The following is a 24,509-nucleotide window of genomic DNA, read 5'->3' on the forward strand; positions in this document are numbered from 1 at the left end:
GTCGCCGCCCTCGTTGCCGTGGTAGCCCAGCTGCACGATCCGGGTACCGGCCTCGACCAGCCGCCGCAGGATCGCTTTCTCGCCGACGATCTCGGCGTAGTAGGCCGCGTTCGCCGCGGTGGGCACGGTCGCGATCAGGGTGTGCAGGTAGGGCGCGCCGCCGAGGCGGACGAGCTCACCGCGCCGCTGCAGCTCCGCCGAGACAGTGACCGCGTCGGCGGGTTCGCCGCGGCTGTAGAGGTCCAGGATCGTCCTCGTAGACGGTCTGGTGCGCGGGCCGGTAGAAGTCCTCCGGCTGCAGCACCTCCACGACGTCGGCGATCGCGTCCTTGCTCAGCAGCATCCCGCCCAGCACCGCCTGCTCCGCGGTGAGGTCCTGCGGGGGCTGACGGTCGAACGTCGCACCCTCGCCCGGTCCGGAGGCCTTCTCGCCGTCACGGACCGCACGGGGCTTGTTGCCGGGACGATCGTCCGTCAGAGCCATACGCAGCGTCACCCCCGGTGGACACGGTACCAAACGCACGTTCGACGCGCGAGTGGTGCGTCCTGCCCACCCGCGACCGTCGTCGGTGATCTACCGGCCGGCCCGGTGCCCGACGGGCCGCGACGGACGCGACCCGTGGGACACGGCGCTCGCGTCCCGGTACGACGACAGTAGGTCGGCCGGACCGCGCCTGGCGAACCGACCTGGTGATCGATCTGGGGATGAACTGTGCACGGATGCCGCCCGTCCCGGGACCGTGCTGGGGACAACTTGGGGACAGCGCACAGGATCGGGCTGTCTTGCCTGCTCAGGGGCATGTTCACAGCTGTGGACAACTTTGCTCTGGCGTGTCGTCGCACGCCCCGTACGGGCGTGTCGGAGCGCCCGGCGGGCCGTTCGCCGCCCGGCGCGTCCACAGGCCCGCCCGACGAGTGGAGCGTCACCGGACGGCGTGTCGGCTGCGTGACAAGACATTCCGTCCGGGGTCGTCCGATCGGTGTCGATCGTCCATCCGGGACTGCGGACCGTGTGTGCGACGCCCGTCCGGGACGTCCCGGACAGACGACAGGGCGGTGCCCGGAGCACGTGGCTCCGGACACCGCCCTGTTCACTGTCGGTGGTCGTGCGACCACCGGACCGCTCAGCTCGCGACGACCGCGATCGGCAGCTCGGTGGTGACCTCCGGGTGCAGGCGGACCTGCACCTGGTGCTTGCCCAGGGTCTTGAGGTGACCCGGGACGTCGATGCTGCGCTTGTCCAGCAGCGGGCCACCGGCCGCCTTGACGGCGTCGACGACCTGCGCCGGGGTGATCGAGCCGAACAGACGGCCCGTGTCGCCGGCCTTGGCCGGGACGCTCACGTTGATGTTGCGCAGCTGCGAGTCGACCTGCTGGGCGTGGCCCAGGTCGCGGATCTCGCGGGTCTTCTGGGCCCGGCGGATCTGCTCCACCTGCTTCTCGGCACCACGGGTGGCGACGACCGCGAGCTTGCGCGGCAGCAGGTAGTTGCGGCCGTAGCCGTCCTTGACCTCGACGATGTCACCCGGGGCACCCAGGTTCGGGACGTCGGCGTTGAGGATGAGCTTCATCTGTCTCCCCTTCCTCAGCGAGCGGTCGAGGTGTACGGCAGCAGGGCGACCTCGCGGGAGTTCTTGACCGCGACGGCGACGTCCCGCTGGTGCTGCCGGCAGTTGCCGCTGACCCGGCGGGCGCGGATCTTGCCGCGGTCGGAGATGAACTTCCGCAGCAGACCGGTGTCCTTGTAGTCGATCAGCTGGGCCTTGTCCTTGCAGAAAGCGCAGACCTTCTTCTTCGGCTTGCGCACGATGGCCTTGGCCATGGTGGTGCTCCTGGAGATCGTCCTCCGCCCGTCACGGGCGGAGAGGTGCGTGGATCAGAAGGGGGGCTCGTCGTCGGACGCGGCGCCACTGCCCGCGGGCGGGGCCGAACCCCAGGGGTCGTCATAGCCGCCGCCGGAGTTACCTCCGCCGCCGGAACCGCCGCCCTGTCGGCCGCCACCGCCGCCGCCGCCGAAGCCACCGGAGCCTCCGCCCCGGTTGACCTTGTTGACCTTGGCGGTCGCGTAGCGGAGCGAGGGGCCGACCTCGTCGACCTCCATCTCCACGACGGTGCGCTTCTCGCCCTCCTTGGTCTCGAAGGACCGCTGGCGCAGGCGACCCTGGACCACGACGCGCGCGCCGCGGGTCAGGGACTCGGCGACGTTCTCCGCCGCCTGGCGCCAGATGTTGCAGCGCAGGAAGAGGGCCTCGCCGTCCTTCCACTCGCCGGACTGGCGGTCGAAGGTGCGCGGGGTGGACGCCACGGTGAAGTTGGCGACCGCGGCGCCGGACGGGGTGAACCGCAGCTCGGGATCCGCCGTCAGGTTGCCCACGACGGTGATGACGGTCTCGCCGGCCATGACGGCTCCAATCAGCGGGCGGCGGGCGCCGGCGTGCGGGTGATGTCCTTGCGCAGGACCTTGGTGCGCAGCACGGACTCGTTCAGGCCCAGCTGGCGGTCCAGCTCGGTGACGGTCGCCGGCTCCGCGGTGATGTCGAGGACCGCGTAGATGGCCTCGCCCTGCTTCTTGATCTCGTAGGCCAGGCGGCGCTTGCCCCAGACCTCGATCTTCTCGACCGATCCGCCGTCGTTCTTCACGACGGTGAGGAACTGCTCCAGGGACGGCTGCACGGTGCGCTCGTCCAGGCCGCCGTCGAGGATGACCATGACCTCGTAATGACGCATGAGAACCACTCACCTCCTGTGGACTCGAAACGGTCACGACCCGGACGGCCGTGACAGGAGGTTCTCAGTGCACCCCGACAGTTTCCGGCGGATGCACGGGAGCTGCGGGGATGCCGGTACAGGCTAGCAACGCCCGTTCCGGCTCCGACCTGCGGGTACGCGCTCCCCCGGATCCCCTCGACGGGTCCGGGGCGACACCGGGCGCCTGCCCGGCGGTGTCCGGGGTCCCCACCGGGCACACCACCGGGGACCGGGCGGGCCGGTGCGGCCGGCCTGCCCGGTGACCGGCGGCCGACCGCTGTCGGAGGTCCTCGCTACCGTGCCCGCATGCAGATCGGAGCACACGTCCGCGACGCCGAGGACCCGCTGGCCGCGGCCGCCGAGGTCGGCGCCGAGGTGATCCAGCTGTTCCTGTCCGACCCGCAGGGCTGGAAGAAGCCGCCGCCGCACCCGCGGGCCGCGGAGCTGGCCGCCTCGGACGTCGCGGTGGTGGTGCACGCGCCCTACGTCGCGAACGTCGCGTCCCCCAACAACCGGATCCGCATCCCCAGCCGCAAGATCGTGCAGCAGCACCTGGCCGGCGCCGCCGAGGTCGGCGCGTTCGGCCTGGTCGTGCACGGCGGCCACGTGACCAGGGACGACGACCCGGCCGTCGGGATCGACAACTGGCGCAAGTTCGTCGAGCGCCAGGCCGGCGAGCACGGGTTCGACGTGCCCGTCTTGATCGAGAACACCGCGGGCGGCGACAACGCCATGGCCCGCCGGTTCGATGCGCTGGGCAGGCTGTGGGACGCCGTCGGCGAGTTCGGCGTCGGGTTCTGCCTGGACACCTGCCACGCCTTCGCCGGCGGCGAGGAGCTGGCCGGGATCGTGGAGCGGGTGATGGCGATCACCGGCCGGATCGACCTGGTCCATCTGAACAACTCGCGCGACGCGTTCGACTCGGCCCGCGACCGGCACGCGAACATCGACGACGGGACGATCCCGCCGGACGAGCTGGCGGCCGTCGTCGCGGCGGCCGGGGCACCGGTCGTGGTGGAGACGCCCGCCGAGGGACAGGCCCGCGACATCGCCTACCTGCGGGAGAACGCCTGAGGCAGGCTCAGGCGGTGCCGGCGAACCACCCGGACGGGGTGAGCCCGGCCCCGATCTGCAGCCGCGGGGCGTACTGGTCGAAGTAGACCCGCGCGGTGAGCTCCCGCCTGCTGCGGACGCCGACCCTCGCGAACACCGACTTGAGGTGGTCCTGGACCGTCCACGCGGACAGGTGCAGGGTGCGGGCGATCTCCGCGGTGTCCGCGCCGCGCAGCACCAGGCCGACGACGTCGCGCTCGCGCGGGGTCAGCCCGAACGCCGCGGTGACCAGCGGGACGATCTCCGGCGGCCGGGCCTCCTCGATCGTCACCACGACCTGCCCCCCGGTCCCGTCCGGCCCGGCCAGCGGCGACGCGTGGGCCACCACCCAGTGCCCGGAGCGGGTCCGCAGCCGGGTCCGGGGCGGCTGCGGCAGGTGCCCGGCGGCGTAGCGGCGGGCTGCCCGGATCAGCCCGACCAGCGGGAACGGGAGCGCCCCTCCGGCATCGCCACCGAGGTCGGTGAGCCGCTCCCCGACACCGGGTCCGCCGTGGGTGACCGCGCCGTCCCGCCCGACCACGAGCACCGCCGGACCGTCGGCGACCCCGGGCCCGTCCGCGACGGCGCCCGCGACGAGACCGGCCCGCATCCCGCGCCCGAAGAGCCGTCCGACGTCGGTGGCGTACTCCTGCTCGGCGGGGCTGAAGCCGCGCCGGTCGTCGCGGAACAGAGCCACGAAGCCCCAGCGCGCGTCGTCGGTCGCAGCGGTGAAGCGCAGCTCGTCACCGAACCCGTAGACCGGCGAGAAGAACTCGTCGAAGCGGCGCAGGCGGCTCAGGTCACCACCGGTCTCGGCGAGCGCGGTGGTCACCCCGCCGGGCCGTCGGAACACGTCGAAGGAGTTGTAGAGGTCGACGACCTCGTACTCGTGGTGGGCCCAGAGGTCGTCGTTCTCGTCGGTGAGGTCGGCCTTGACCACACCGGTGACGATCTCGGTCGCCGGGTCCACGGTGGCCAGGCAGGCCGCCGAGAACGGCAGTGCCGAGCGCAGCAGGTCCAGCGCGGTCAGTCCGAAGGCGGGCGCGTCGAGGCCGGCCGACGCGAGGGCGGCGAGGCGTTCGCGGACGCGCGCCGGGGCGGCGGTGGGCACCGTCCGAGTGTCGGGAGCACGACCGTCGATCTCCATCGTCAGAAGTGGGGAAGCGGGCGCGACCACGCTGCCCGGATCGGGTGTCCCAGGTTCCTGGGGTGCCGGCCGACCAGGTCCGGGGGATGGGGCGGCGGACCGCGGCGACCCAGGCTCGTGGGGACCGCACGACCCCCGTGAACGGAGCCCGCCATGACCACCTCGTCCCTCGCCCGACCCGTCGCCGCGCTCGCCGCCGCCGTCGCGGGGCCGGTCCTCCTCCCCACCGACCCCGGCTGGGCGCAGGAGGTCGGCGGGTTCAACCTCGCGCACGTCCCGACCCCGGCGGTCGTCGTCGGCGCCACCGGGGAGCAGGACGTCGCGGCCGCCGTCCGCTGGGCGGCCACGCAGGGGATGCGGGTGGCCGTCCAGGCCACCGGGCACGGCCTGACCGGTGATCTCGACGACGTCGTACTGGTCTCCACCCGCCGCCTGACCGGTCTCGCCGTCGATCCGGTCGCCCGCCGGGCCCGGGTGGAGGCGGGCGTGCGCTGGCGGGCCGTGCTCGACGCGCCGCACCGCACGGGCTCGCGCCGGTGTGCGGGTCCAGCTCGGGCGTCGGGGTCGTCGGGTTCACCACCGGCGGTGGCCTCGGCCCCCTCGGCCGACGGCACGGGTTCGCCGCCGACCACGTGACCCGGTTCGGGATCGTCACCGCCGACGGCGTCGTCCGGACCGTCGACGCCGGGTCGGAACCGGACCTGTTCTGGGCGGTCCGCGGTGGCCGGGAGAGCTTCGGCATCGTCACCTGGATGGAGTTCGGGCTGGTCGAGCAGCCACGGTTCCACGGCGGCGGGATCTTCTTCGACGGTGGCGACGCGCCCCGCCTGCTGCACGCCTGGCGCGAGTGGGCCCCCGGGCTGGGGGAGGACACGTCGACCTCGATCGCCCTGCTCGCGCTCCCGCCGGACCCGGCGCTGCCGCCGGAGCTGCGGGGCCGGTTCGTCGTGCACCTGCGCCTCGCCCACCTCGGTGCGGCCGCCGAGGGGGAGGCGCTGCTCGCACCGATGCGGGCGGCCGCGGTGCCGCTGCTCGACGGCGTCGGTGAGCTGCCGTGGGCGGCCGTCGACGCCGTCCACTCCGACCCGACCGACCCGATGCCGGTGTGGGACCGCGGCGCCGTCCTGGACACGCTGCCCGCCGACGCCGTCGACGCTGTCCTCACCGAATCCGGCCCGGACAGCTCGTCGCCGCTGGTGCTCGTCGAGCTCCGGCTGCTCGGCGGGGCGCTCGCCCGGCCCGCGACGGTGCCGAACGCGGTCGCCGGGCGGCACGGGGCCGTCTCTCTGTACTGCCTCGGCGTACCCGCGGGGCCGGAGGCGGCGGTGCAGGTCCCGGCCCGGGCCGCGGCGCTGCTCGACGCCGTCGCCCCCTGGACCCGCGGCGGGCTGGTGAACCTGGCCGGACAGGCCGCACCGGACACCGTCGCCGGCTACTGGGACGACGACACCCGGCTCCGGCTGGCCGCGCTGAAGCGCCGTGTCGACCCGGCGGGCGTGTTCGGCGGCCCCGTCACGGCCTGACGCGCGGTCGCGCACCGCATCAGCGCATCAGCGCATCAGCGCATCAGCGCCAGGCGAACACCGGCTGCTCGAGGTGCGCCACCCGGGTGGCGCGCCCGTGCAGGACGACCTCGCGGAACTGGTGCAGCACCGCCCCGGTGGGGGCGTGGACGTACCGGTCGAACAGCGGCACCTGGATCACCGGGGCGTCGGACTCGGGGATCGTGAGGAACCGGGGCTCCCGGTCGATCTCGGCCAGCGGCGGGCGGTACAGCTCGGCGACCTCGTCCGGGTTGGGCGTCGGTTCACCGGCACCGCCCGCCCACAGCACGACCGGGGTGATCACGTAGCCGGACCGGGTCGGGTAGTCGTCGAGCAGGCCGAGCACGCGGTCCGGGCCGAGCTCCAGGCCGATCTCCTCGGACACCTCGCGGCGTCCCGCCTGCTCGGCGGTCTCACCCGGGTCGAGCCGGCCGCCCGGCAGGGCCCACTGCCCGGAGTGCGCGCGCAGCGACCGGGCGCGCCGGGTCAGGACGAACGCGACCTCCTCGGCGAGCCGGCCCGCACCGGTGGCGCCGGGGACCGGCATCAGCGTCAGCGTGACCGCGGCGGCCCGCTTCCCCGCCCGGTCGGCCTCCGAGGCGGCCCGGCGCTCGGACGGGGGGAGCGTCGTCAGTGCCGCCTCGACCCGCTCCCGCAGCCGCTGCTGCACCCGGTCGGGGACCACCACGTCGTCGGCCATGGACCGATCGTCGCACCCGGCCGGCCGCCGCACAGGTCCCGGCGCGGCCGCGCACGTCACACCCCGGGGGGGCGGCGCCGCGGGTCCGTCCGCCGGGTCGTGCCGTGGGCGGGTCGCCCGGGACGGCCAGGGCGCGGGCGCGCCCGCGCGGCCGTCGGCGCGGGTGGCACCGGAGCCACGCCGCCCGGAGCCGGCACCGGAGCCGCCGTCCCGGCGCCGCCGCCCGCCCCGCGCGGGGACCGTGACCGGCGAGGCCGCGACAGCGGGCGGGACGGGACGGGACGTGCGCGGCCCGACCGGCCACACGGGTTCCGGGTCCCGTCCCGGGGCGGTGCCGGGCCGCAGGACCTGCCGGACGACCAGCACGCACAGCGCGACCACCACGGCGTCGCGCACGAGCACCGTCACCAGGAACGGCTCGGGCGGCAGTCCCTTGTTCGCGACGCCGAGGTACTGGTACATCCGCGGCACCCAGACCAGCGCGTCGACCGCCATCCACGCCAGCAACAGCCGCCAGCGGGGCAGGGCGAGCACCGCGAGCGGGACCAGCCACAGCGAGTACTGCGGGCTCCACACCTTGTTGAGCAGCAGGAACGCCGCCACGGTCAGGAAGGCCAGCTCGGCGAGCGCGGGCGGGCGCGGGGCGCGCAGCGCCAGAGCGGCGATCGCGGCGAACGCCAGCACCATGAGCACCGCGGTGACGGCGTTCAGGACGGTGGGGGACTGCCCGTCACCGAGCGGGCCGTCGAAGCCGGACCAGCCGGTGAACCAGTACAGCGAGTACCAGATCGAGTCCGGGTCGGCCGGGCGCGTGCGGTTGAGCAGGAAGAACTCGGCCCACCCACGGGGCCAGGCCAGCGCGACCGGGAGGTTCACCGCGACCCAGGCGAGGACGGCGGCGCCGATCGTCCACGCGGCGCGGGACAGGCCGCCGTCGTCGCGGCGTCGCCAGCCGACGAGCAGGACCGGCAGCAGGATCAGCAGCGGGTAGAGCTTCGCCGCCCCGCCGATCCCGAGCAGCACCCCGGCCCAGACCGGCCGGTCCCGGCGCAGCGCGAGCAGCGCCCCGGTCGCCAGCGCGACGGTGAGCGTGTCGAAGTTGGTGAACGCGTGCACCGCCACCAGCGGCGAGAGCGCGACCAGCGCCGCGTCCCACGGCCGTTCCGGGCGCAGCATCACTACCGCCCACACCACCACCAGCCAGGCGGCGGCCAGCCAGATCGCGGTCACGTCGAAGTAGACGACGACGTCGAGCGCGGTCGGCAGGGGGAGCCGCTGGGCCAGCCACTGCCAGCCGTCGGTCAGCTGCGCGTTCAGGTACTGGAAGCCCCCGGTGACCACCGGGTACTCCATGTACCGGGCGGTGCGGGAGCCGTCGGCTCCGGTCTCGTACCAGGCGTCGCGGTAGGGGACGGCGTCGTCCGCGAGCCCCTCCAGGCCGTAGAGCGGGACGGTGTCGGAGTAGCACATCGCGACGTACTGGCGGTCGTTGCGCCAGTCCAGCGCGAGCGCGCCGTCCTCGGTGCGGTACTCCTGCAGGCAGGCCGCCTTGCCCAGCCAGCCCAGCGCCAGCACGACGACGGCGAACAGCAGCACCACCCGCAGCGGCGTCCACCAGCGCGACCGGCCGACGAGGGCGTGCCGGCCCATCGGGCCGCCGACGACCCGGCCGGCGGCGCGCGCCAGCGGCTCGGTCCAGGTCGGGATCTCCCGGTCCCGGACGCCCGCCCCCGGTGCGTCGCGAGGGGCGGGCGGTGCCGCTCCGGGCCGGCCGCCTGCGGTCAGTTGTCGCCCCCGCGGCCCGGGCGGTCCCGGCCCGCGTCGGAACCCGGGGGACCGTCACCGCCGCCGTCGTCACCGGGGTCGCTGCTGCTGCCGTCGTCCCCGGAACCGTCACCGGAGCCGTCGCCCGAGGAGTCACCCCGGTCGCCCCGGTCCCCACCGTCGCCACGGTCACCGCGCTCGCCGTCACCGCGGTCGCGGCCGTCGCCGGGCTCCCGGGTGGAGGTGGACTGCTCGTCGTTGCTGCCCGAGTCGTTCGAGACGGCCCGGGCCGGGGCCTGCCCGATCGGCTGGAAGTCGGAGAACTGCTCCACCGGCGTGCCCTGCAGCACGTCGGTCATGAACGACTGCCAGATCGACCCGGGCAGCATCCGGCCGTAGACGGGGCGCCCCGCCGAGTTCTGGATCGGGCTGTTGTCGTCGGTGCCCACCCAGACCGCGGTGGAGACCGACGGGGTGTAGCCCACGGTCCAGGCGTCGTTGTTCTGGCCCTGCACGCTGCTCTGCACGGTGCCGGTCTTCGCGGCGACCGGTCGGCCGTCCAGTCCGATCCGCGACGAGCTCGCGACGTCGGTCATGGACTCGGTGACGTTGCGGGCGACCTCGGCCGGCATGACCTGCTGGCCGTTGTCGGTGCTGCCGCGGTCGTAGATGACCCGGCCGTCGCTGGCGGTGACCTTGGCGATCAGGAACGGCTCGCGCTTCATGCCGTCGGCCGCGAACGTGCCGTAGGCCGCGGCCATGTCCTCGGGGTGGACCTCGCGGTCACCCAGGGAGATGCCACCGGTCGGGTTCGGCAGCAGGTCGTCGGGGATACCGGCCTGGTGCGCGGCGTCGGCGACCCGCTGCGGGCCGACGTCGAGGCCCATCCGGTAGAAGACCGTGTTGATCGACTTGGTCATCGCCTCCTTGACCGAGCACCGGCCACAGCTCACCCCCTCGGAGTTGGTGACCGTGGTGCCGGCGAGCTCCTGCGGGGAGGAGCCGTCGTAGACCGCGCCGAGCCCGACCGGCGGGTCGGTCTGCAACGCCGCGGCGAGCACGAACGGCTTGAACGACGAGCCGGGCTGTTTGAGCACCGAGGCGTAGTCGAGGCCGACGCCGTTCTCCCCGCCGAAGTAGGCGATGACCGCGCCGGTCTTGGGGTTCACCGACACCAGCGAGGAGCGCAGGTTGTCCGGCTGGCCGTCCATGACCTTCCCGACGGCGGTCGCCGCGTCCTCCTGGGCCTTCGGGTCGATCGTCGTGGTGACCGTCAGGCCCTGGGTGTTGATCTCGGTCTCGGAGATCCCCAGCTTCTCCAGCTCGGCACGGGCCGCGTTGTAGATGTGGCCCTTGTCGTCGCCGGGGATGCCGCCACCCTCGGCCGCCGAGGCCTCGCGCCACTGCGGGAACCGCTGCTGCGCCCGGTCTGCCTGGGTCATCCAGCCCTGGGCGACCATGCCGTCGAGCACAAAGCTCCACCGCTGCTGGGACATCTCGAGGTTCTTCGCCGGGTCCCAGCGCGACGGCGACTGGATCAGCCCGGCGATCATCGCGCCCTCGGAGGCGTTCAGGTCCTGCACGTTCTTGCCGAAGTAGGCCTGGCTGGCCGCCTGGATGCCGTAGGCGCCGCGACCCAGGTAGATCGCGTTCAGGTAGTTGCCGAGGATCTGCTCCTTGGTCATCTCCTTGGACATCTTGGCGGCCAGCACGACCTCGCGGAACTTGCGGAACAACGAGTACTGGTCGTTGCCGGTGGTGACCTTGATGTACTGCTGGGTGATCGTCGAGCCGCCGCCGATCCCGCCGGAGAGCTGGTTGATCACCGCCCGGGCGATGCCGGTGATGTCGAAGCCGGGGTTGGAGAAGAACGTGCGGTCCTCCGCGGCCAGCACGGCCTGCTGCACCGGGACCGGCACCTGGGCCAGGTCCACGCTGGTCCGGTTGACGTTGTCCGGCCGGACGGTCGCCAGCGGGGCGCCGTCGGTGTAGGTGAAGGTCGCGACCTGGGTGACGGCGATGTCGTCGGCCGTGGGGACCGGGAGCACGAGCCACCCGATCGCGAACGCGACCAGCGGGCCGACGACCGCGACCGCGGCGAGCCCGATCAGCCAGCGCCGGAGCCGACGGCGTCGGCCGGGCTTCTTCCCCCCGTCCCCGCCGTCACCGGGGCCACGCCCGTCGGAACGGCCGGGCGGACCGGGCGGACGGCCACCACCCGCGCCACGACGGCCGGGCGCGGCCGGTGCCGCCGCGGCCGCCGCGGCTCCGCGGGCCGGCGGACGACCGACGCGCTGCGGGGCGGCCGCACCCGGGCCGGCCTGGGCGGGCCGCACGACGGGATCGAAGTGGCCGATCCCGGAGTCGTCGTGGGTCAGCAGCGGCGGGGGCGGCTGGGGGACCGGCCGGGGCGGCGGCCCGGCGGGCGCGGGGCGGCCACCCGCCGGCGGACGACCGGGGGGCGGGGGCGGCGGCATCGGGGGACGGGGACCCGCACCCGGCCGGGGTGCCGGCGGGGGCATCGGGGGACGGGACCGCGGAGGACCGGGGGGCGGGGGCGGCGGCGGGGTGCGCCGGGGGTCACGGTCGTTCACCGGGCGGCTCCGTGGGGTGCGATGGACCGGATCCGCAGCAGCCCGGGCCGGGGGTGCCCGGGGCCGAGGGGGTCCGGCGTGGGACCGACGCGGTGCGCGCGGTCCGGGTGGTGGTGCTCGTCGGGTGCGGGGACACGGGACTCAGCCACCCGCACTCCGCCGGCCGCGGCGGGGACGGCCGGTGCCGAGGACGAACGAGCGGACCAGGTGGTTCCAGCGGCACTCGGTGCACACCTCGACGACGTGCACGGAGAAGTCGGCGACCTGCGCCGCGAGCTGCTCCAGGTCCGCGGTGGAGCGGGCCGAGCCGGAGACGTGGCGCAGGCTCTCGCCGAACACCCACGCGACCTGGGCCAGCCCGTCGTGCCGGCAGACCGGGCAGGCCCGTCCGGCAGGGGTGCCGTGGTAGCGCGCGGCGCGCAGCAGGTACTCACCCGCATCGCACACCTCCTCACGGCCGGTCCGGCCGGCCCGGACGTCGGCCAGCAGAGCACGGCGCTGCAGGGCGTAGTCCACCACCTGTCGCGGGCTGAGCACCCGGCCAGGGTACGCGGGACGGGCCCGCGGACCCATCGCCGTCCCGCACGGGGTCCCGCGGGCGCGACCGGTGCGTGCCTGGTCGGGGCACTCGTCCGGTCCGTGACCGCCTGTGATGACGATCATGACTGGGGCGGATCGATGTATCGGACCGATAGGATGACCGGTCGGCGGTCGGCACGGAGGAGGTCGCGATGCTGGACTTCGCGGTACTCGGCCTGCTCCAGGACGGTCCGCTGCACGGCTACAAGCTGCGCAAGCAGCTCGGCCGCCGGCTCGGCGGCTTCCGTGCGTTCTCCTACGGCTCGTTGTACCCGGCCCTGCGCCGGTTGCTCCGGGCCGGGGCGATCGCCGAGACGACCGACGAGGCGGGCGACCCGTACGGGCGCGCTCCGGGACGGCTGCGACGGGGCAGGCGGGTCTACCGCATCACCCCCGCGGGCCGGGACCGGTTCGCCGCCGTGCTCGCCGAGGCCGGCCCGCAGGCGTGGGAGGACGGGAGCTTCGACGTGCACCTGGCGTTCTTCGCGCGGACACCGGCGGAGACCAGGATCCGGATCCTGGAGGGCCGCAGACGGGCCGTCGAGGAACGCCGGGACGGCCTGCGCACCGCGCTCGGCCGACCCTGCGAGGGGGTCGACCGCTACACCCGCGAGCTGCACCGGCGCGGGCTGGAGTGCTCCGAGCGCGAGGTGTGCTGGCTGAACGAGCTGATCGCGACCGAACGGGCCGAGCAGGGCGCCGCGGACGGTCGTGACGAGAGGACCTTCCCCGGTGGCGGGCCATCCCGGCCCGCGATCGACGGGGTACGACAGGACGAGACAACAGGAGGAGCCTGACATGAGCCAGGTTCGGGTGGCGGTCGTCGGCGTGGGCAACTGCGCGGCGTCGCTGGTCCAGGGGGTTCACTACTACGCGGACGCCGATCCGTCGACCCAGGTCCCCGGCCTGATGCACGTCGACTTCGGCGGGTACCACGTCCGGGACGTGAGCTTCGTGGCCGCGTTCGACGTCGACGCGAAGAAGGTCGGTCAGGATCTCGCCGACGCGATCTCGGCCAGCGAGAACAACACGGTCAAGATCGCGGACGTGCCGCCGCTCGGGGTGACCGTGCAGCGCGGGCCGACCCTCGACGGTCTCGGCCGCTTCTACCGGGAGACCATCACCGAGGCCGACGGCGAGCCCGTCGACGTCGCGGCGGTGCTGCGCGACACCGAGGCCGACGTGCTGGTGTCCTACCTGCCGGTGGGCAGCGAGGACGCCGACCGCTTCTACGCCCAGGCCGCGCTGGACGCGGGCGTCGCCTTCGTCAACGCGCTGCCGGTGTTCATCGCCTCGGACCCGGAGTGGGCGGAGAAGTTCCGTGCCGCCGGCGTCCCGATCGTCGGCGACGACATCAAGTCCCAGGTCGGCGCGACCATCACCCACCGGGTGCTGGCGAAGCTGTTCGAGGACCGCGGCGTGCAGCTGGACCGCACGATGCAGCTCAACGTGGGCGGGAACATGGACTTCCTGAACATGAAGGAGCTCGAGCGGCTGGAGTCCAAGAAGGTCTCCAAGACCCAGGCCGTCACCTCCCAGGTGGACCGGGACATGGGCCGGGGCAACGTGCACATCGGCCCGTCGGACTACGTGTCCTGGCTGGACGACCGCAAGTGGGCCTACGTGCGGCTCGAGGGCCGCGCGTTCGGCGACGTCCCGCTGAACCTGGAGTACAAGCTCGAGGTGTGGGACTCCCCGAACTCCGCGGGCATCATCATCGACGCCGTGCGGGCGGCCAAGATCGCCAAGGACCGCGGTATCGGCGGTCCGATCCTGTCGGCGTCGAGCTACTTCATGAAGTCGCCGGCGGAGCAGTACCGGGACTCCGAGGCGCGCGACAAGGTCGAGGCGTTCATTCGGGGCGAGATCGACAGCTGATCCTTTCCGGCGACACCGGCCCGGGGACGACCACGCAGGTCATCCCCGGGCCGCTGTCGTATCGGAGCCTTTCCGGAACCTGAACTTACCGATCCGGAATGTTCTCGTTAGAGCGTCCGGCAGTAGAGGTGGCCGTGTGTCGGTGTTGGTAGAGACACGGACCTGCAAGTGATCATGGGATTGCTGATGTCCTGATGGTCGCCTGGAGGGTCCGTGCCTCTATTGCCAGAATCGCTGATCGACCCCCTCTGGGTCGAGTTCGCTGCCCTGATCGAGGCAGAGCGGCGCCCGGAGTTCGACCCGGCCCATCCGTGGGGATGTCACCGCCGCCGTATCCCCGACCGCCTGGTGTTCGAGCACGTGCTCGCGGCGTTGGTGCACGGCAGCGGCTACGAACGCATTGCCACCCCCGGCTGCTCGGACCGCACGATCCGCCGCCGTCTCGCCCAGTGGGCCGCCGCTGGCGTCGGGGAGCAGGTCCTTCGGGCCGCGCTGGCCGGCTATGACTAGATGATCGGTCTCGACCTCGACGATCTGTCTGCCGACGGAGCGATCACCAAGGCTCCCTGCGGTGGCGAGGTCGCCGGCTGTAACCCGGTCGACCGGGGCAAACAGGGCACCAAACGCTCCGTGGTCTGCGACGGTGCGGGGATCCCGCTGCACCTGATCAGCGCCCGCGCCAATGACCACGACTCGCCGTTGCTGAAACCGACCCTGATCGGGATCTACGACATGATCGGGCCGCTGCCCGAGCGACCGTGCCTGCACCTGGACCGGGGCTATGACTCAGGCAAGACCCGCGATCTGCTCGAACGACTCGGGTTCGACGCACAGATCGCCACCAAGGGCCGGCCCGCCCCGATCCAGGTCGGTAAGCGGTGGCCGGTCGAGCGCACCCATTCCTGGATGAACGGCTACGGCAAGCTGCGCCGGTTCACCGATCGCCGGAAGATCATCGTCGAGTTCTACCTCAACCTCGCCGCCGCGCTCACCGTGATCCGCCGGCTGATCAACCGTGCCCGCAGCCGCTACCGCTGGACAACCCGACCCACGACCCGTCGACTCCGATAACCATCAATCGCCGGACGCTCTTATTTGTCGTGAGCGCAGTCATGCATTGAATGTGTTCTGCGTCATTTATCCGAGCGATATCTGTTCGTAATGTACGGTCCGGCCGTGCACGACCACCGCCCGTCCGGGGTGGGGGGTGCAGGGTCACCGCCGGGCGACGACGCGGGCGGGTCGCGAGCGCCGCCGGTGTCCCCACCGGAACTCCCCCTTCCTACCGGCGCCCGCGGGTCCCGCCCCCACCGTTCCTCCGGTGGTGCGACATCCCGAGGACCCCACCGTGCCCCAGCGTCATTCCGCTCCGGCGCTCCGCGTCGCCGTCGTGGCCACCACCGCCGCCGCGGCCGCTGTTCTGTCCGTGCTCCCCGCCGCCACCGCGGCCCCCACGGACGCCACCGCATCCGCGGCACCCGCCGCGGAGACCGTGACCCGTGACGTCGCCCCGGCCGCGAACGTCCTGCCGGCACTCGGCGCGAACCCGGCCGCGATGTCGGTCTCGTCCGCCGCGCAGGCCGCAGCCCCGGCCGCACAGGCCGCCGCCGCGCGCAGCGGCGCGATGGCCACCGCGACGGCCCAGCTCGGCAAGCCCTACCGCTGGGGCGCCACCGGTCCGAGCGCCTTCGACTGATCCGGCCTGGTCAGCTACGCCTTCGGCAAGGCGGGCAAGGACCTGCCCCGCACCAGCCGGGCCCAGGCCCGGGTGGGCACCGAGGTGTCCAAGTCGAACCTGAAGCCCGGTGACCTGGTGTTCTTCTACAGCCCGGTCAGCCACGTCGGCATCTACATCGGTGACGGTCAGATCGTGCACGCCTCCACCAGCGGTCAGCCGGTGAAGATCTCCGACATCGACCGGATGCCGTTCAACTCGGCCCGCCGGGTCTAGAGCCCGCAGCCTTCCGGAACGACCGGCCCCGTCCTCGCGCAGGACGGGGCCGGTCGTCGTAGGTTCACCGGGTGACCGCTCCCCGCCGCCCGCTCGCCCTGATCACCGGTGCCTCCCGGGGCATCGGCGCCGCCACCGCCCGGCTGCTCGCACCGCGCTACGACCTGGTCCTCGGCGGCCGGGACGAGAAGCAGCTGGAGAGCCTGGCCGGCGAGCTGACCGAGGCAGGCCCGGTCGCGGTCCGCACCCTGGCGGTGGAGCTCACCGACGACGACGCCCTGGCCACGGCCCTCGACGGCATCGACCGGCTGGACGCGCTCGTCCACTCGGCCGGGATCGGCGAGCTGGGCACCGTCGCGCAGACCCCGGCGCAGACCTGGCGCCACCAGTTCGACGTCAACGTGGTCGCGGTCGCCGAGACGACCCGGCTGCTGCTGCCCGCACTGCGCGCGGCCGGGGCCGACACCGGCGCCGACGTCGTGCTCGTCAACTCCGGCTCCGGGCTCACCGCCCGCGCGGGCTGGGGCTCCTACGCGGCCAGCAAGTTCGCGCTGCGCGCGTTCGGTGAGGCGCTGCGGGCCGAGGAGCCCGGCCACGGCATCCGGGTCACCTCCGTGCACCCGGGCCGGGTGGACACCGCGATGCAGGAACGGGTCGTCGCGCACGAGAGGAGCGCAGGCGGAACGAGCACCGGCACAGCAGGTGGGGAGTACGACGGCTCGCGGTTCCTGCGCCCGGAGTCGGTCGGCGCCGCGATCCTGGCCGCGCTGACCGCGACCCGCGACGCCCACCTCACCGAGATCGTGGTGCGCCCGCAGGGCTGAGGGCCGACTGCTCGCGCAGCTCGTCGAGCGCGGCCAGCAGCGGCGGCGCGGCAGCGGCGGCGTCCCGGACCACCGCCAGGATCGTCCGCACCGGTGTGGGGCGCACGACCGGCACCGCGCAGGTCCCGGCCGGCAGGTCGACGGCCCCGAGCCGGGGGAGCACGGTGACACCGATGCCGGCGGTGACGAAGGCCAGCGCCGTGCGGTAGTCGTGGGCCTCGACGTGGAACGGGGGGCGGAACCCGGCGGCGGCGCAGGCCTCGACCAGGTTGCGCCGGCACCACCCGCGGGCGAAGTCGTTGTCCACCCACCGCTGCCCGGCCAGCTCCCCCAGGTCGACCTGCTCCGCCCCGGCCAGGGGGTGACCGTCGGGCACCACCACGACGTAGGGGTCGTCGAGCAGGTGGTGCACCGAGAACCCGGGCCAGGCCTCGAACTCCGGTCGTTCGACGGCGATCTGCAGGTCCGACCGGTCGGCCGGGTCGTCGGGCAGCCACTCGCGCAGGGCCAGGTCGAGCCGGACACCCGGGAAGCCGCCGGTCAGCCTGCGCACGACCCGCGGCATCCAGGCGGACCCGACGGAGGCGAAGTAGGCCACCGACAGCGACCCGGTACGCCCCGTACGCAGGTCCTCGACGAGCACCTGCGCCTCACCGAGCCGGGCGAGTACCGCGTCGGCCTGTTCGGCCAGCAGCAGCCCGGCCGCGGTCGGCCTCAGCCCGCGGCCCACCCGCTCGAACAGCACCAGACCGGTCTCCCGGGCGAGCGCGGTGACGTGCTGGCTCACCGCCGACGGCGTGTACCCCAGGTTGGCGGCGGCGGACTGCACCGAACCGCCGGCCACGACCGACCGGAAGATCATCAGGCGATGGGCGTCGAGCACGGGACGACCGTACAGCAGAACTGAATCTAGGAACAGAACATATCGCTGGTGCTGAACCGTGAGCGGTCCGACGATGTCCTCATGACCACCGTGCACCTGGGGCTGTTCGCCCTCACCGCGCCCGCCACCCTCGCCGCGCTGTACCGGTTGTTCCGGGAACGACCGCGTCGGTTGCCCGTCCGCACCGGCTACGACACCCGCCGGCCCACCCTGTGAGCGCCGCGACCCGGTCCGGGCTGCTGCCGCTCGCCGCCGCGGCCACCACCGTCGTGCTCTGGGCGTCGGCGTTCGTCGGCATCCGCGCCGTCGGTCACGACCTGTCCCCGGGTGCGCTGGCCCTGGGCCGGATGCTGGTCGGGGCCCTGACCCTGACCGCGATCCTGACCGTCGTCCGCGCACGCAGACGCACCTCCGGCCCACCCCTGCCCCGCGGACGGCTGCTGGCGGCGGTCGTGATCTGGGGCGCGGCCTGGTTCGGCGTCTACAACCTCGCGCTGAACGCGGCCGAGCGGCACCTCGACGCGGGCACCACCGCGTTGCTGGTGAACGTGGCGCCGGTGGTCGTCGCCGTCCTCGCCGGGCTCCTGCTCGGCGAGGGCTTCCCGGCACGGCTGCTGGCCGGGATGGGCGTCGCCTTCGTCGGGGTGGTGCTCATCGCGGCGGCGTCGTCGGCCGGGGGCGTCGACCTGTCCGGCGTCCTGCTCGGGCTGCTCGCCGCGCTGGTCTACGCGGGTGCGGCCGTGGCGCAGAAGCGGCTGCTGCCCCGGGTCGACGCCCTGACGATGACCTGGACGGGTGCCGTCGCCGGAGCCGTCGCACTGCTGCCGTTCCTGCCGCCGCTGGTCCGCGAGCTCGCCGCCGCGCCGCCGACGGCCACCGCGGGCGTCGTCTACCTGGGCGTGTTCCCGACCGGAGTCGCGTTCCTGACCTGGGGATTCGCGTTGACCCGGACGACCGCGGGACGGCTGGCCGCCACCACCTACGCGATCCCGCCGCTGGTGGTCGGACTGTCCTGGGCCCTGCTCGGTGAGGTGCCCGCGCCGGCCGCGCTCGTCGGCGGACTGCTGTGCCTGACCGGTGTCGCCGTCGCCACCCGGCCGGCCCCGGTCCGGCGCGGGGCATCGTCCGGACGACGGACCCCCGAGGCGGGTCCCGGCGCTACGCTCGACGCCCATGGGGGAGCCCGGGGACGACGAGCGGTTCGTGATGCGGGTGTCGCACGCCGACCGCAGCGAGACCGCGGAACGGCTGAAGCTGGCGCACGACGAGGGCCGGCTGTCGCTGACCGAGTACGACGAGCGGTTGCAGCAGGCCTACGCCGCGACCGTCCGCGCGGACCTCGACCGGCTGGTCACCGACCTGCCCCCGGTGGAGCGCACGACGCTGCCGTCGGTGCGGGCCGAGGCCGCACAGGTGGAGAAGGCCGAGACCCGGCGTGAGCACCTCACCGAGTGGCGCTCGTGGGCGGGCACCTCGGTCGTCCTGACCGGGATCTGGGTCGTCACCGCGTTCGCGTCGGCCTCCGACGGGGACGGCCTGCCGTTCTTCTGGCCGATCCTCCCGATCGGGATCTGGGGCGCGGTCCTGGTCGCACAGTTCTTCTTCGGCACCGGTGACGACGAGGACGACGACGAGGACGACGGGGGCGGAGACGGCCGGGAGGCGCGCCGGCGGGAACGCGACTGACCGTCCCGCGACGGCTGCCGCGTGACCCGGGCCGGGCATAGAGTCGCCCCGTGCTCGACCCCGCCCGCCTCGACCTGTCCGCACTCGCGGACGCGCTCGAGGACCGCACCCCCGGGCTCACCTGGTACCTCGACCCGGCCGACGCCGAGGTGCACGGCCTGTCCGACGGCGACCGGCCCGGCCCGGACTGGGTGGAGATCCGGCCGGTGACCACCCGGGAGTCCTACCGGGACATGTCCGACTTCACCGCGGGGGTGCAGCACCGGCGCGCCGCGGCGCTGCTGGACCGCGCCATCGTCGGGCGGGGCGCGTTCCGCCGGTTCAAGAACACCCTGTTCGAGTTCCCCGAGGTCCGCGACCAGTGGTACCGGTTCCGCGACGCCCGTTCCCGCAGGCGCGCGGCGGACTGGCTGGTCGCGGCCGGGCTGATCGACCCCGAGGACGGCGAGCGGCTGCGTGCCCGCCACCCCGATCCGGACCCGTCCAACGACGACGTGCCCGCCGCCGTCGCCGACGACCTCGCCGTGCTCTACGGCCCCCGGTTGCGACAGGTGCTGCTCTTCGGGTCCTGGGCCAGCGGCGAGGGTTCGGTCGAGTCCGCGATCGACCTGCTCGTCGTGCTCGACGACGACGGGTTCCCGATCCTGCCCTGGGAGGAGGTCCGCGCGATGGACGACGTGCTGTGGCAGCACACCCGGCGGACCGGGCTGACGATCAGCGTGCTCCCGGTCGGCCAGGGCGAGCTCGTGCGGGCGAACGACCCGACCGTCGTGCGTGCCCGCGTCGAGGCGGTGCGGGTCCGGTGACGCGGCGGGTGCACGGCGGGCTCGCCCGGGCCCGGGTCGAGCTGGGCGGGGCCCGGGTGCTGGCGGAGAACGGCTTCGGCGACGCCGCCGTCTCCCGCGCCTTCCACGCCGCGTTCCGCGCCGCCGAGACCGCGCTGCTGGTGCTGGGGGAGACCCGTGCCGAACACTCCGAGGTGGTGAGCGCGTTCGTCCGCCGGGTGGTGCGGGAGCGGTCGCTGGACCCGCGGGCCGGACGGCTCCTGCGGTCGCTCTACAACCGCCGGGCGCTCGCCGACCACTCGGACGTCACCGCACCGGCGGCGGAGGCCCGCGCGGCCCTCGACGACGCCGCGTTCGTCGTCGACGCCGTGGAGGCCTGGCTCGCCGAGCCCGCCCTGTCCGGCCCGCCGGACCCCGGGAACGGGGCGACCCGGCGGCCGGAGAAGCCGCTCCGACGCGGCCCGCGCACCTGACCGTCGGGCTTCCCCGGGGCCGCCGGCGGGGTCAGAAGAAGTCCCCGCCGAAGTCCGAGTCGTTGCCGAACAGGCCACCGCCGTCGAACCCGCCCTGGTCGGCGCCGTCGACGCCACCGGGGTCGAGGCCGGGGTCGTCGAGCGCGGCGCCGTCGGCGAACCCGTCGGCGTAGGCCGCCTGGTCGGCACCGGCCATCCCGCTGAACAGCGAGGTGAACAGCAGCGCCGAACCGACCCCCCAGGCCCCGGCGACCAGCGCGGGCTTCCACCAGGGCTCGGAGTACCAGCCGCGCGGCACCGGGCGCCCGGCGACGGTCCCACCGGGGTAGTAGTGGCTGTTCCGGCCGGTCGGTCGCGGCGACGCGCCGAGGGTGCGGCCCTCCACCTCGACCTCGCGGTCCTCGGTCACCTCACCGGCGCGGGACTGGCCGGGCAGCGGCGGCAGCTCGGGGCCGGGGTCCATGCCCATCGCGGTGCGCGCGGCGCGCACGTAGTAGAGACCCTCGTAGGCGGTCTCGGTGACCTGCCTGCACTGCGCGGCCGTGCGCGCCTGCTCCATCTGCGAGCCCGCGGCGGTGTAGCGCTCGGCGGCGTCGGCCAGTGCCTGGCGGCTCGGGTCGTCGGTCCCGGTCAGGGCCAGTACCTGGCCGCCGAGGCGTTCCACCCAGCGCCGGGCGTCGGCCTGGGCGTCGGCGAGCGCCGCGGCCGTGTCGGCGTTGTGCCGTCGCACCAGCCAGACGACGGCCGCGACCACGGCCAGGACGACGATCAGGGTCAGCAGTGTGCTCATGGCGGGCCTCCTGCCCGTCCAACGGGCAGGAGGCCGGCTGCGTTCCCTAGCGGACGACGTTGACCAGGCGTCCCGGCACGACGATGACCTTCTTCGGCTCGGCCCCGTCCAGTGCGGCGACGACCTTCTCGTCGGCCAGCGCGGCCGCCCGGATGTCGTCCTGACCGGCGTCGGCGGCGACGGTGACCCGCGAGCGGACCTTGCCGTTGACCTGGATCGGGTACTCGACGGTGTCCGCCACCAGGTACCGCTCGTCGGCGACCGGGAACGGGGCGTAGGCCAGGGTGTCGTCGTGGCCCAGCTTCTGCCACAGCTCCTCGGCGATGTGCGGGGCCAGCGGGGCCAGCATCAGCACCAGCGACTCGGCGACCTCGCGCTCGACCGGCGTCCCGCGCTTGGTCAGCGCGTTGTTCAGCTCGATCAGCTTCGCCGCGGCGGTGTTGTAGTGCAGCGCCGGGTAGTCCGCGCGGACCCCGGCGATCGCCTTGTGCAGCGCGCGCAGGATCTCCTCCGACGGCGCGTCCTCGACGACGGTCACCGCACCGGTGTCCTCGTCGACCAGGTTGCGCCACACCCGCTGCAGGAACCGCTGCGGGCCGACGACGTCGCGGGTCGACCACGGACGGGAGGCGTCCATCGGGCCGGTGTACATCTCGTAGAGCCGGAAGGTGTCCGCGCCGTAGCGGTCGCACATGTCGTCGGGGGTCACCACGTTCTTCAGCGACTTGCCCATCTTCCCGTACTCCCGGGTGACGGGCTGCCCGTTCCACGTGAAACCGCTGTCGGACTCCACCACCTCCTCCGCGGGCACGTAGGTGCCGCGGGCGTCGGTGTAGGCCCAGGCCTGGATGTAGCCCTGGTTGAACAGCTTCCGGAACGGCTCCTCGCTCGTCACGTGGCCCAGGTCGAACAGCACCTTGTGCCAGAACCGCGAGTACAGCAGGTGCAGCACCGCGTGCTCGACGCCGCCGACGTACAGGTCGACGCCGCCCGGATCGGCCGCGGACCGGGCCGCGTCCTTCCCGATCCAGTACTTCTCGGCCTCGGGCGAGACGAACCGCTCCGCGTTCTCCGGGTCCAGATAGCGCAGGTAGTACCAGCACGACCCGGCCCACTGCGGCATCGTGTTCGTCTCGCGGCGGTACTGCTTCGGGCCGTCGCCCAGGTCCAGCTCGACGGCCACCCACTCGTGCGCCCGGGACAACGGCGGCTCCGGCTCGGAGTTCGCGTCGTCGGGGGCGTAGGTCTTGGGCGCGTAGTCGTCGACGTCGGGCAGCACGACCGGGAGCCGGTCCTCGGGCAGCGCGATCGGACCGTGCTCGTCCCAGACCACCGGGAACGGCTCGCCCCAGTAGCGCTGCCGGGAGAACAGCCAGTCGCGCAGCTTGTACTGCACGACGCCCTCGCCCGCGCCCCGCGCCGTCAGCCAGTCGATGATCGTGCGCTTGGCCTCGTCGACACCCAGCCCGTCCAGGCTGATCTCGTCGTTCGCGGAGTTGATGGTCGGGCCGTCGCCGGTGTACGCGCCGCCCGCCCAGTCCGCGGGCGGCTGCACCGTGCGCACGTGCGGCAGGCCGAAGGTCTCGGCGAAGTCCCAGTCCCGGGTGTCCTCGGCGGGCACGGCCATGATCGCGCCGGTGCCGTAGCCCATCAGCACGTAGTCGGCGACGAACACCGGGACGGCCGCGCCGTTCACCGGGTTGGTGGCGTACGCGCCGGTGAACACACCGGTCTTGTCCTTGTTCTCCTGGCGGTCCAGCTCGGACTTGCGCGCGGCCTCGGCCCGGTACGCCTCGACGGCCTCGGCGGGCGTCGCGGCGCCGCCCGTCCAGCGCGTGTCGGTGCCGGCCGGCCACTCCTGCGGGACCAGCGAGCCGACCAGCGGGTGCTCGGGCGCCAGCACCATGTAGGTGGCACCGAACAGGGTGTCCGGGCGGGTCGTGAAGACCTCGATCGCGGCGTCACCGGCGACCACCGGGAAGCGCACGCGGGCGCCCTCGGAGCGGCCGATCCAGTTGCGCTGCATCGCCTTGACCGACTCCGGCCAGTCGACCCGGTCCAGGTCGTCGGCCAGCCGGTCGGCGTAGGCGGTGATCCGCATCATCCACTGCTTGAGGTTGCGGCGGAACACCGGGAAGTTGCCCCGCTCGGAGCGGCCGTCCGCGGTGACCTCCTCGTTCGCCAGCACCGTGCCCAGGCCGGGGCACCAGTTCACCGGCGCCTCGGAGATGTAGGCCAGCCGGTACCCGTCGACGGCGGCCCGCCGGTCGGCCTCGGACAGCTCGGCCCACGGGCGGCCGTCCGGGGTGGGTCGGGTGCCTGCCGCGAACTGCTCGCGCAGCTCGGTGATCGGGCGGGCGCGGCCGGCCTCGGTGTCGTACCAGGACTCGAAGATCTCCCGGAAGATCCACTGGGTCCAGCGGTAGAACTCGACGTCGGTGGTGGACACCGAACGGCGCGGGTCGTGGCCCAGGCCCAGCTGGCGCAGCTGCTGCCGGTAGCGGGCGATGTTCGCCTCGGTCGTCGTGCGCGGGTGCGTCCCGGTCTGGACGGCGTACTGCTCGGCGGGCAGCCCGAAGGCGTCGAAGCCCATCGGGTGCAGCACGTTGTGGCCGTTCATCCGCAGGTAGCGGCCCAGCACGTCGGTGCCGATGAAGCCCAGCGGGTGCCCGACGTGCAGCCCCGCCCCGGAGGGGTAGGGGAACATGTCCATCAGGTAGACCTTCGGCTTCTCGGAGCCGGGCTGACCCGGGTCCGGGGCGTGGAAGGTCTGCTCGGTCTCCCAGAAGTCCTGCCACTTCCGCTCGATCCGGGCGGCCATCTCGGCGTCGTAGCGGTACGCCGGGCGGTCCGCGCGCGACTCGGTGGCAGTGCTGGTCTCGGTGCTCATGTCCGTCTCACCTCGGGGGGAACCTGTCGTGACGGCCCGTCCCGGGCCGGCGAACACGTCGCGACCCCTCGCACCGTGCGGGCGGGAGGGGTCGTCGCGGCGCCGTTGTGGTCGCTACGACGCCGCGCCGGTAAGTCGGCGAGCCGTGCACATGTGACCAGGGTAGCCGGGGCGGGCGAAC

The 24,509-nt window shown here is 73.6% G+C and carries 24 protein-coding genes and 4 pseudogenes; 15 read left to right on the top strand and 13 right to left on the bottom strand.

Annotated elements, in window-relative coordinates:
- The 5 genes and pseudogenes from KPF47_RS32845 to rpsF all read right to left on the bottom strand — a co-directional run.
- Positions 1-484: pseudogene (locus KPF47_RS32845) on the bottom strand (DnaB-like helicase N-terminal domain-containing protein); the annotation flags it as partial.
- A gap of 640 nt (positions 485-1,124) precedes the next feature.
- Positions 1,125-1,571 carry a 50S ribosomal protein L9 gene (rplI, locus tag KPF47_RS32850; protein ID WP_224392630.1) on the bottom strand — a complete coding sequence of 149 codons (447 nt, stop codon included), beginning with the start codon at positions 1,569-1,571 and terminating at the stop codon, positions 1,125-1,127.
- 14 nt (positions 1,572-1,585) lie between these two features.
- Positions 1,586-1,822: a 30S ribosomal protein S18 gene (gene rpsR / locus KPF47_RS32855; RefSeq protein ID WP_020623471.1), complete on the bottom strand. Its 237-nt coding sequence runs from the start codon at positions 1,820-1,822 to the stop codon at positions 1,586-1,588.
- A gap of 54 nt (positions 1,823-1,876) precedes the next feature.
- A complete protein-coding gene (locus KPF47_RS32860) occupies positions 1,877-2,401 on the bottom strand; it encodes a single-stranded DNA-binding protein (protein ID WP_224392631.1) in 525 nt (174 codons plus the stop codon).
- Positions 2,402-2,412: 11 nt separating this feature from the next.
- The gene (rpsF, locus tag KPF47_RS32865; RefSeq protein WP_224392632.1) at positions 2,413-2,727 is read right to left on the bottom strand and encodes a 30S ribosomal protein S6; all 315 of its coding nucleotides are present in this window, start codon (positions 2,725-2,727) and stop codon (positions 2,413-2,415) included.
- A gap of 327 nt (positions 2,728-3,054) precedes the next feature.
- Between rpsF and KPF47_RS32870 the strand changes: the two genes are divergently transcribed.
- Positions 3,055-3,822 carry a deoxyribonuclease IV gene (locus KPF47_RS32870; RefSeq protein ID WP_224392633.1) on the top strand — a complete coding sequence of 256 codons (768 nt, stop codon included), beginning with the start codon at positions 3,055-3,057 and terminating at the stop codon, positions 3,820-3,822.
- A gap of 7 nt (positions 3,823-3,829) precedes the next feature.
- Here the strand turns inward: KPF47_RS32870 and KPF47_RS40595 are convergent, their stop codons facing one another.
- Entirely contained in the window at positions 3,830-4,951 is a 1,122-nt protein-coding gene (locus tag KPF47_RS40595) for a response regulator transcription factor (protein ID WP_224392634.1), read from the bottom strand.
- Positions 4,952-5,140: 189 nt separating this feature from the next.
- On the opposite strand from KPF47_RS40595, the gene KPF47_RS32880 reads away from it, so the two are divergent.
- Complete coding sequence (locus KPF47_RS32880; protein ID WP_224392635.1) at positions 5,141-5,623, top strand: FAD-binding oxidoreductase; 483 nt, start codon at positions 5,141-5,143, stop codon at positions 5,621-5,623.
- On the top strand, positions 5,524-6,510 hold the full coding sequence (locus KPF47_RS32885) for an FAD-binding oxidoreductase (protein ID WP_224392636.1): 987 nt from the start codon (positions 5,524-5,526) through the stop codon (positions 6,508-6,510). The genes KPF47_RS32880 and KPF47_RS32885 overlap by 100 nt, the downstream gene beginning before the upstream one ends.
- Positions 6,511-6,553: 43 nt before the next feature.
- On the opposite strand, the gene KPF47_RS40600 is transcribed toward KPF47_RS32885, so the two are convergent.
- The 4 genes from KPF47_RS40600 to KPF47_RS32910 form a co-directional block, all read right to left on the bottom strand.
- Positions 6,554-8,881, bottom strand: coding sequence for a glycosyltransferase 87 family protein (locus KPF47_RS40600; RefSeq protein WP_308015558.1), 2,328 nt, complete (start codon positions 8,879-8,881; stop codon positions 6,554-6,556).
- Positions 8,882-9,012: 131 nt separating this feature from the next.
- Positions 9,013-11,472: a transglycosylase domain-containing protein gene (locus KPF47_RS32900; protein WP_305080492.1), complete on the bottom strand. Its 2,460-nt coding sequence runs from the start codon at positions 11,470-11,472 to the stop codon at positions 9,013-9,015.
- 113 nt (positions 11,473-11,585) lie between these two features.
- Complete coding sequence (locus KPF47_RS32905; protein ID WP_224392638.1) at positions 11,586-11,738, bottom strand: hypothetical protein; 153 nt, start codon at positions 11,736-11,738, stop codon at positions 11,586-11,588.
- A complete protein-coding gene (locus KPF47_RS32910) occupies positions 11,731-12,126 on the bottom strand; it encodes a DUF5318 family protein (RefSeq protein WP_224392639.1) in 396 nt (131 codons plus the stop codon). The genes KPF47_RS32905 and KPF47_RS32910 overlap by 8 nt, the downstream gene beginning before the upstream one ends.
- A 194-nt stretch (positions 12,127-12,320) precedes the next feature.
- On the opposite strand from KPF47_RS32910, the gene KPF47_RS32915 reads away from it, so the two are divergent.
- The 6 genes and pseudogenes from KPF47_RS32915 to KPF47_RS32940 all read left to right on the top strand — a co-directional run bounded on the left by KPF47_RS32915 (position 12,321) and on the right by KPF47_RS32940 (position 16,821).
- On the top strand, positions 12,321-12,965 hold the full coding sequence (locus KPF47_RS32915) for a PadR family transcriptional regulator (protein ID WP_224392640.1): 645 nt from the start codon (positions 12,321-12,323) through the stop codon (positions 12,963-12,965).
- A gap of 1 nt (position 12,966) precedes the next feature.
- The gene (locus tag KPF47_RS32920; RefSeq protein ID WP_224392641.1) at positions 12,967-14,046 is read left to right on the top strand and encodes an inositol-3-phosphate synthase; all 1,080 of its coding nucleotides are present in this window, start codon (positions 12,967-12,969) and stop codon (positions 14,044-14,046) included.
- A 213-nt stretch (positions 14,047-14,259) separates the two neighbouring features.
- Positions 14,260-15,117, top strand: a pseudogene (locus tag KPF47_RS32925) (IS5 family transposase).
- 277 nt (positions 15,118-15,394) lie between these two features.
- Positions 15,395-15,742 (top strand): hypothetical protein, encoded by a 348-nt coding sequence (locus tag KPF47_RS32930; protein ID WP_224392642.1) that lies wholly within the window; start codon positions 15,395-15,397, stop codon positions 15,740-15,742.
- Between the two features lie 6 nt (positions 15,743-15,748).
- Positions 15,749-15,997 (top strand): C40 family peptidase, encoded by a 249-nt coding sequence (locus tag KPF47_RS32935; protein ID WP_224392764.1) that lies wholly within the window; start codon positions 15,749-15,751, stop codon positions 15,995-15,997.
- 71 nt (positions 15,998-16,068) lie between these two features.
- Entirely contained in the window at positions 16,069-16,821 is a 753-nt protein-coding gene (locus tag KPF47_RS32940; protein WP_224392643.1) for an SDR family oxidoreductase, read from the top strand.
- Here the strand turns inward: KPF47_RS32940 and KPF47_RS32945 are convergent.
- Positions 16,790-17,704, bottom strand: a complete 915-nt coding sequence (locus KPF47_RS32945) for a LysR family transcriptional regulator (RefSeq protein ID WP_224392644.1) — start codon at positions 17,702-17,704, stop codon at positions 16,790-16,792. The genes KPF47_RS32940 and KPF47_RS32945 overlap by 32 nt on opposite strands.
- An 81-nt stretch (positions 17,705-17,785) precedes the next feature.
- Here KPF47_RS32945 and KPF47_RS39390 point away from each other — a divergent pair, with 81 nt between their 5' ends.
- From KPF47_RS39390 to KPF47_RS32970, 6 genes and pseudogenes are all read left to right on the top strand, one after another.
- Positions 17,786-17,920 (top strand): hypothetical protein, encoded by a 135-nt coding sequence (locus KPF47_RS39390; protein WP_255661375.1) that lies wholly within the window; start codon positions 17,786-17,788, stop codon positions 17,918-17,920.
- Positions 17,917-18,783: pseudogene (locus KPF47_RS32950) on the top strand (DMT family transporter); the annotation flags it as partial. The gene KPF47_RS39390 and the pseudogene KPF47_RS32950, both read left to right, overlap by 4 nt.
- A gap of 127 nt (positions 18,784-18,910) precedes the next feature.
- Positions 18,911-19,009 (top strand): annotated as a pseudogene (locus tag KPF47_RS40605) (DUF1707 domain-containing protein); the annotation flags it as partial.
- A 63-nt stretch (positions 19,010-19,072) separates the two neighbouring features.
- Positions 19,073-19,390, top strand: coding sequence for a hypothetical protein (locus KPF47_RS32960; RefSeq protein ID WP_224392771.1), 318 nt, complete (start codon positions 19,073-19,075; stop codon positions 19,388-19,390).
- A gap of 50 nt (positions 19,391-19,440) precedes the next feature.
- The gene (locus tag KPF47_RS32965; protein ID WP_224392645.1) at positions 19,441-20,196 is read left to right on the top strand and encodes a UPF0158 family protein; all 756 of its coding nucleotides are present in this window, start codon (positions 19,441-19,443) and stop codon (positions 20,194-20,196) included.
- Positions 20,193-20,648, top strand: a complete 456-nt coding sequence (locus KPF47_RS32970; RefSeq protein WP_224392646.1) for a HEPN domain-containing protein — start codon at positions 20,193-20,195, stop codon at positions 20,646-20,648. Before KPF47_RS32965 ends, KPF47_RS32970 begins: the two co-directional genes overlap by 4 nt.
- A gap of 31 nt (positions 20,649-20,679) precedes the next feature.
- On the opposite strand, the gene KPF47_RS32975 is transcribed toward KPF47_RS32970, so the two are convergent.
- Together KPF47_RS32975 and leuS are read right to left on the bottom strand one after the other, a co-directional pair.
- Positions 20,680-21,438: a hypothetical protein gene (locus tag KPF47_RS32975; protein WP_224392647.1), complete on the bottom strand. Its 759-nt coding sequence runs from the start codon at positions 21,436-21,438 to the stop codon at positions 20,680-20,682.
- A 46-nt stretch (positions 21,439-21,484) separates the two neighbouring features.
- Positions 21,485-24,328 (bottom strand): leucine--tRNA ligase, encoded by a 2,844-nt coding sequence (gene leuS, locus KPF47_RS32980; protein ID WP_224392648.1) that lies wholly within the window; start codon positions 24,326-24,328, stop codon positions 21,485-21,487.
- Positions 24,329-24,509 lie beyond the last annotated feature (181 nt).

This window comes from Pseudonocardia sp. ICBG1293, assembly GCF_020131355.1.
GTDB lineage: Bacteria > Actinomycetota > Actinomycetes > Mycobacteriales > Pseudonocardiaceae > Pseudonocardia.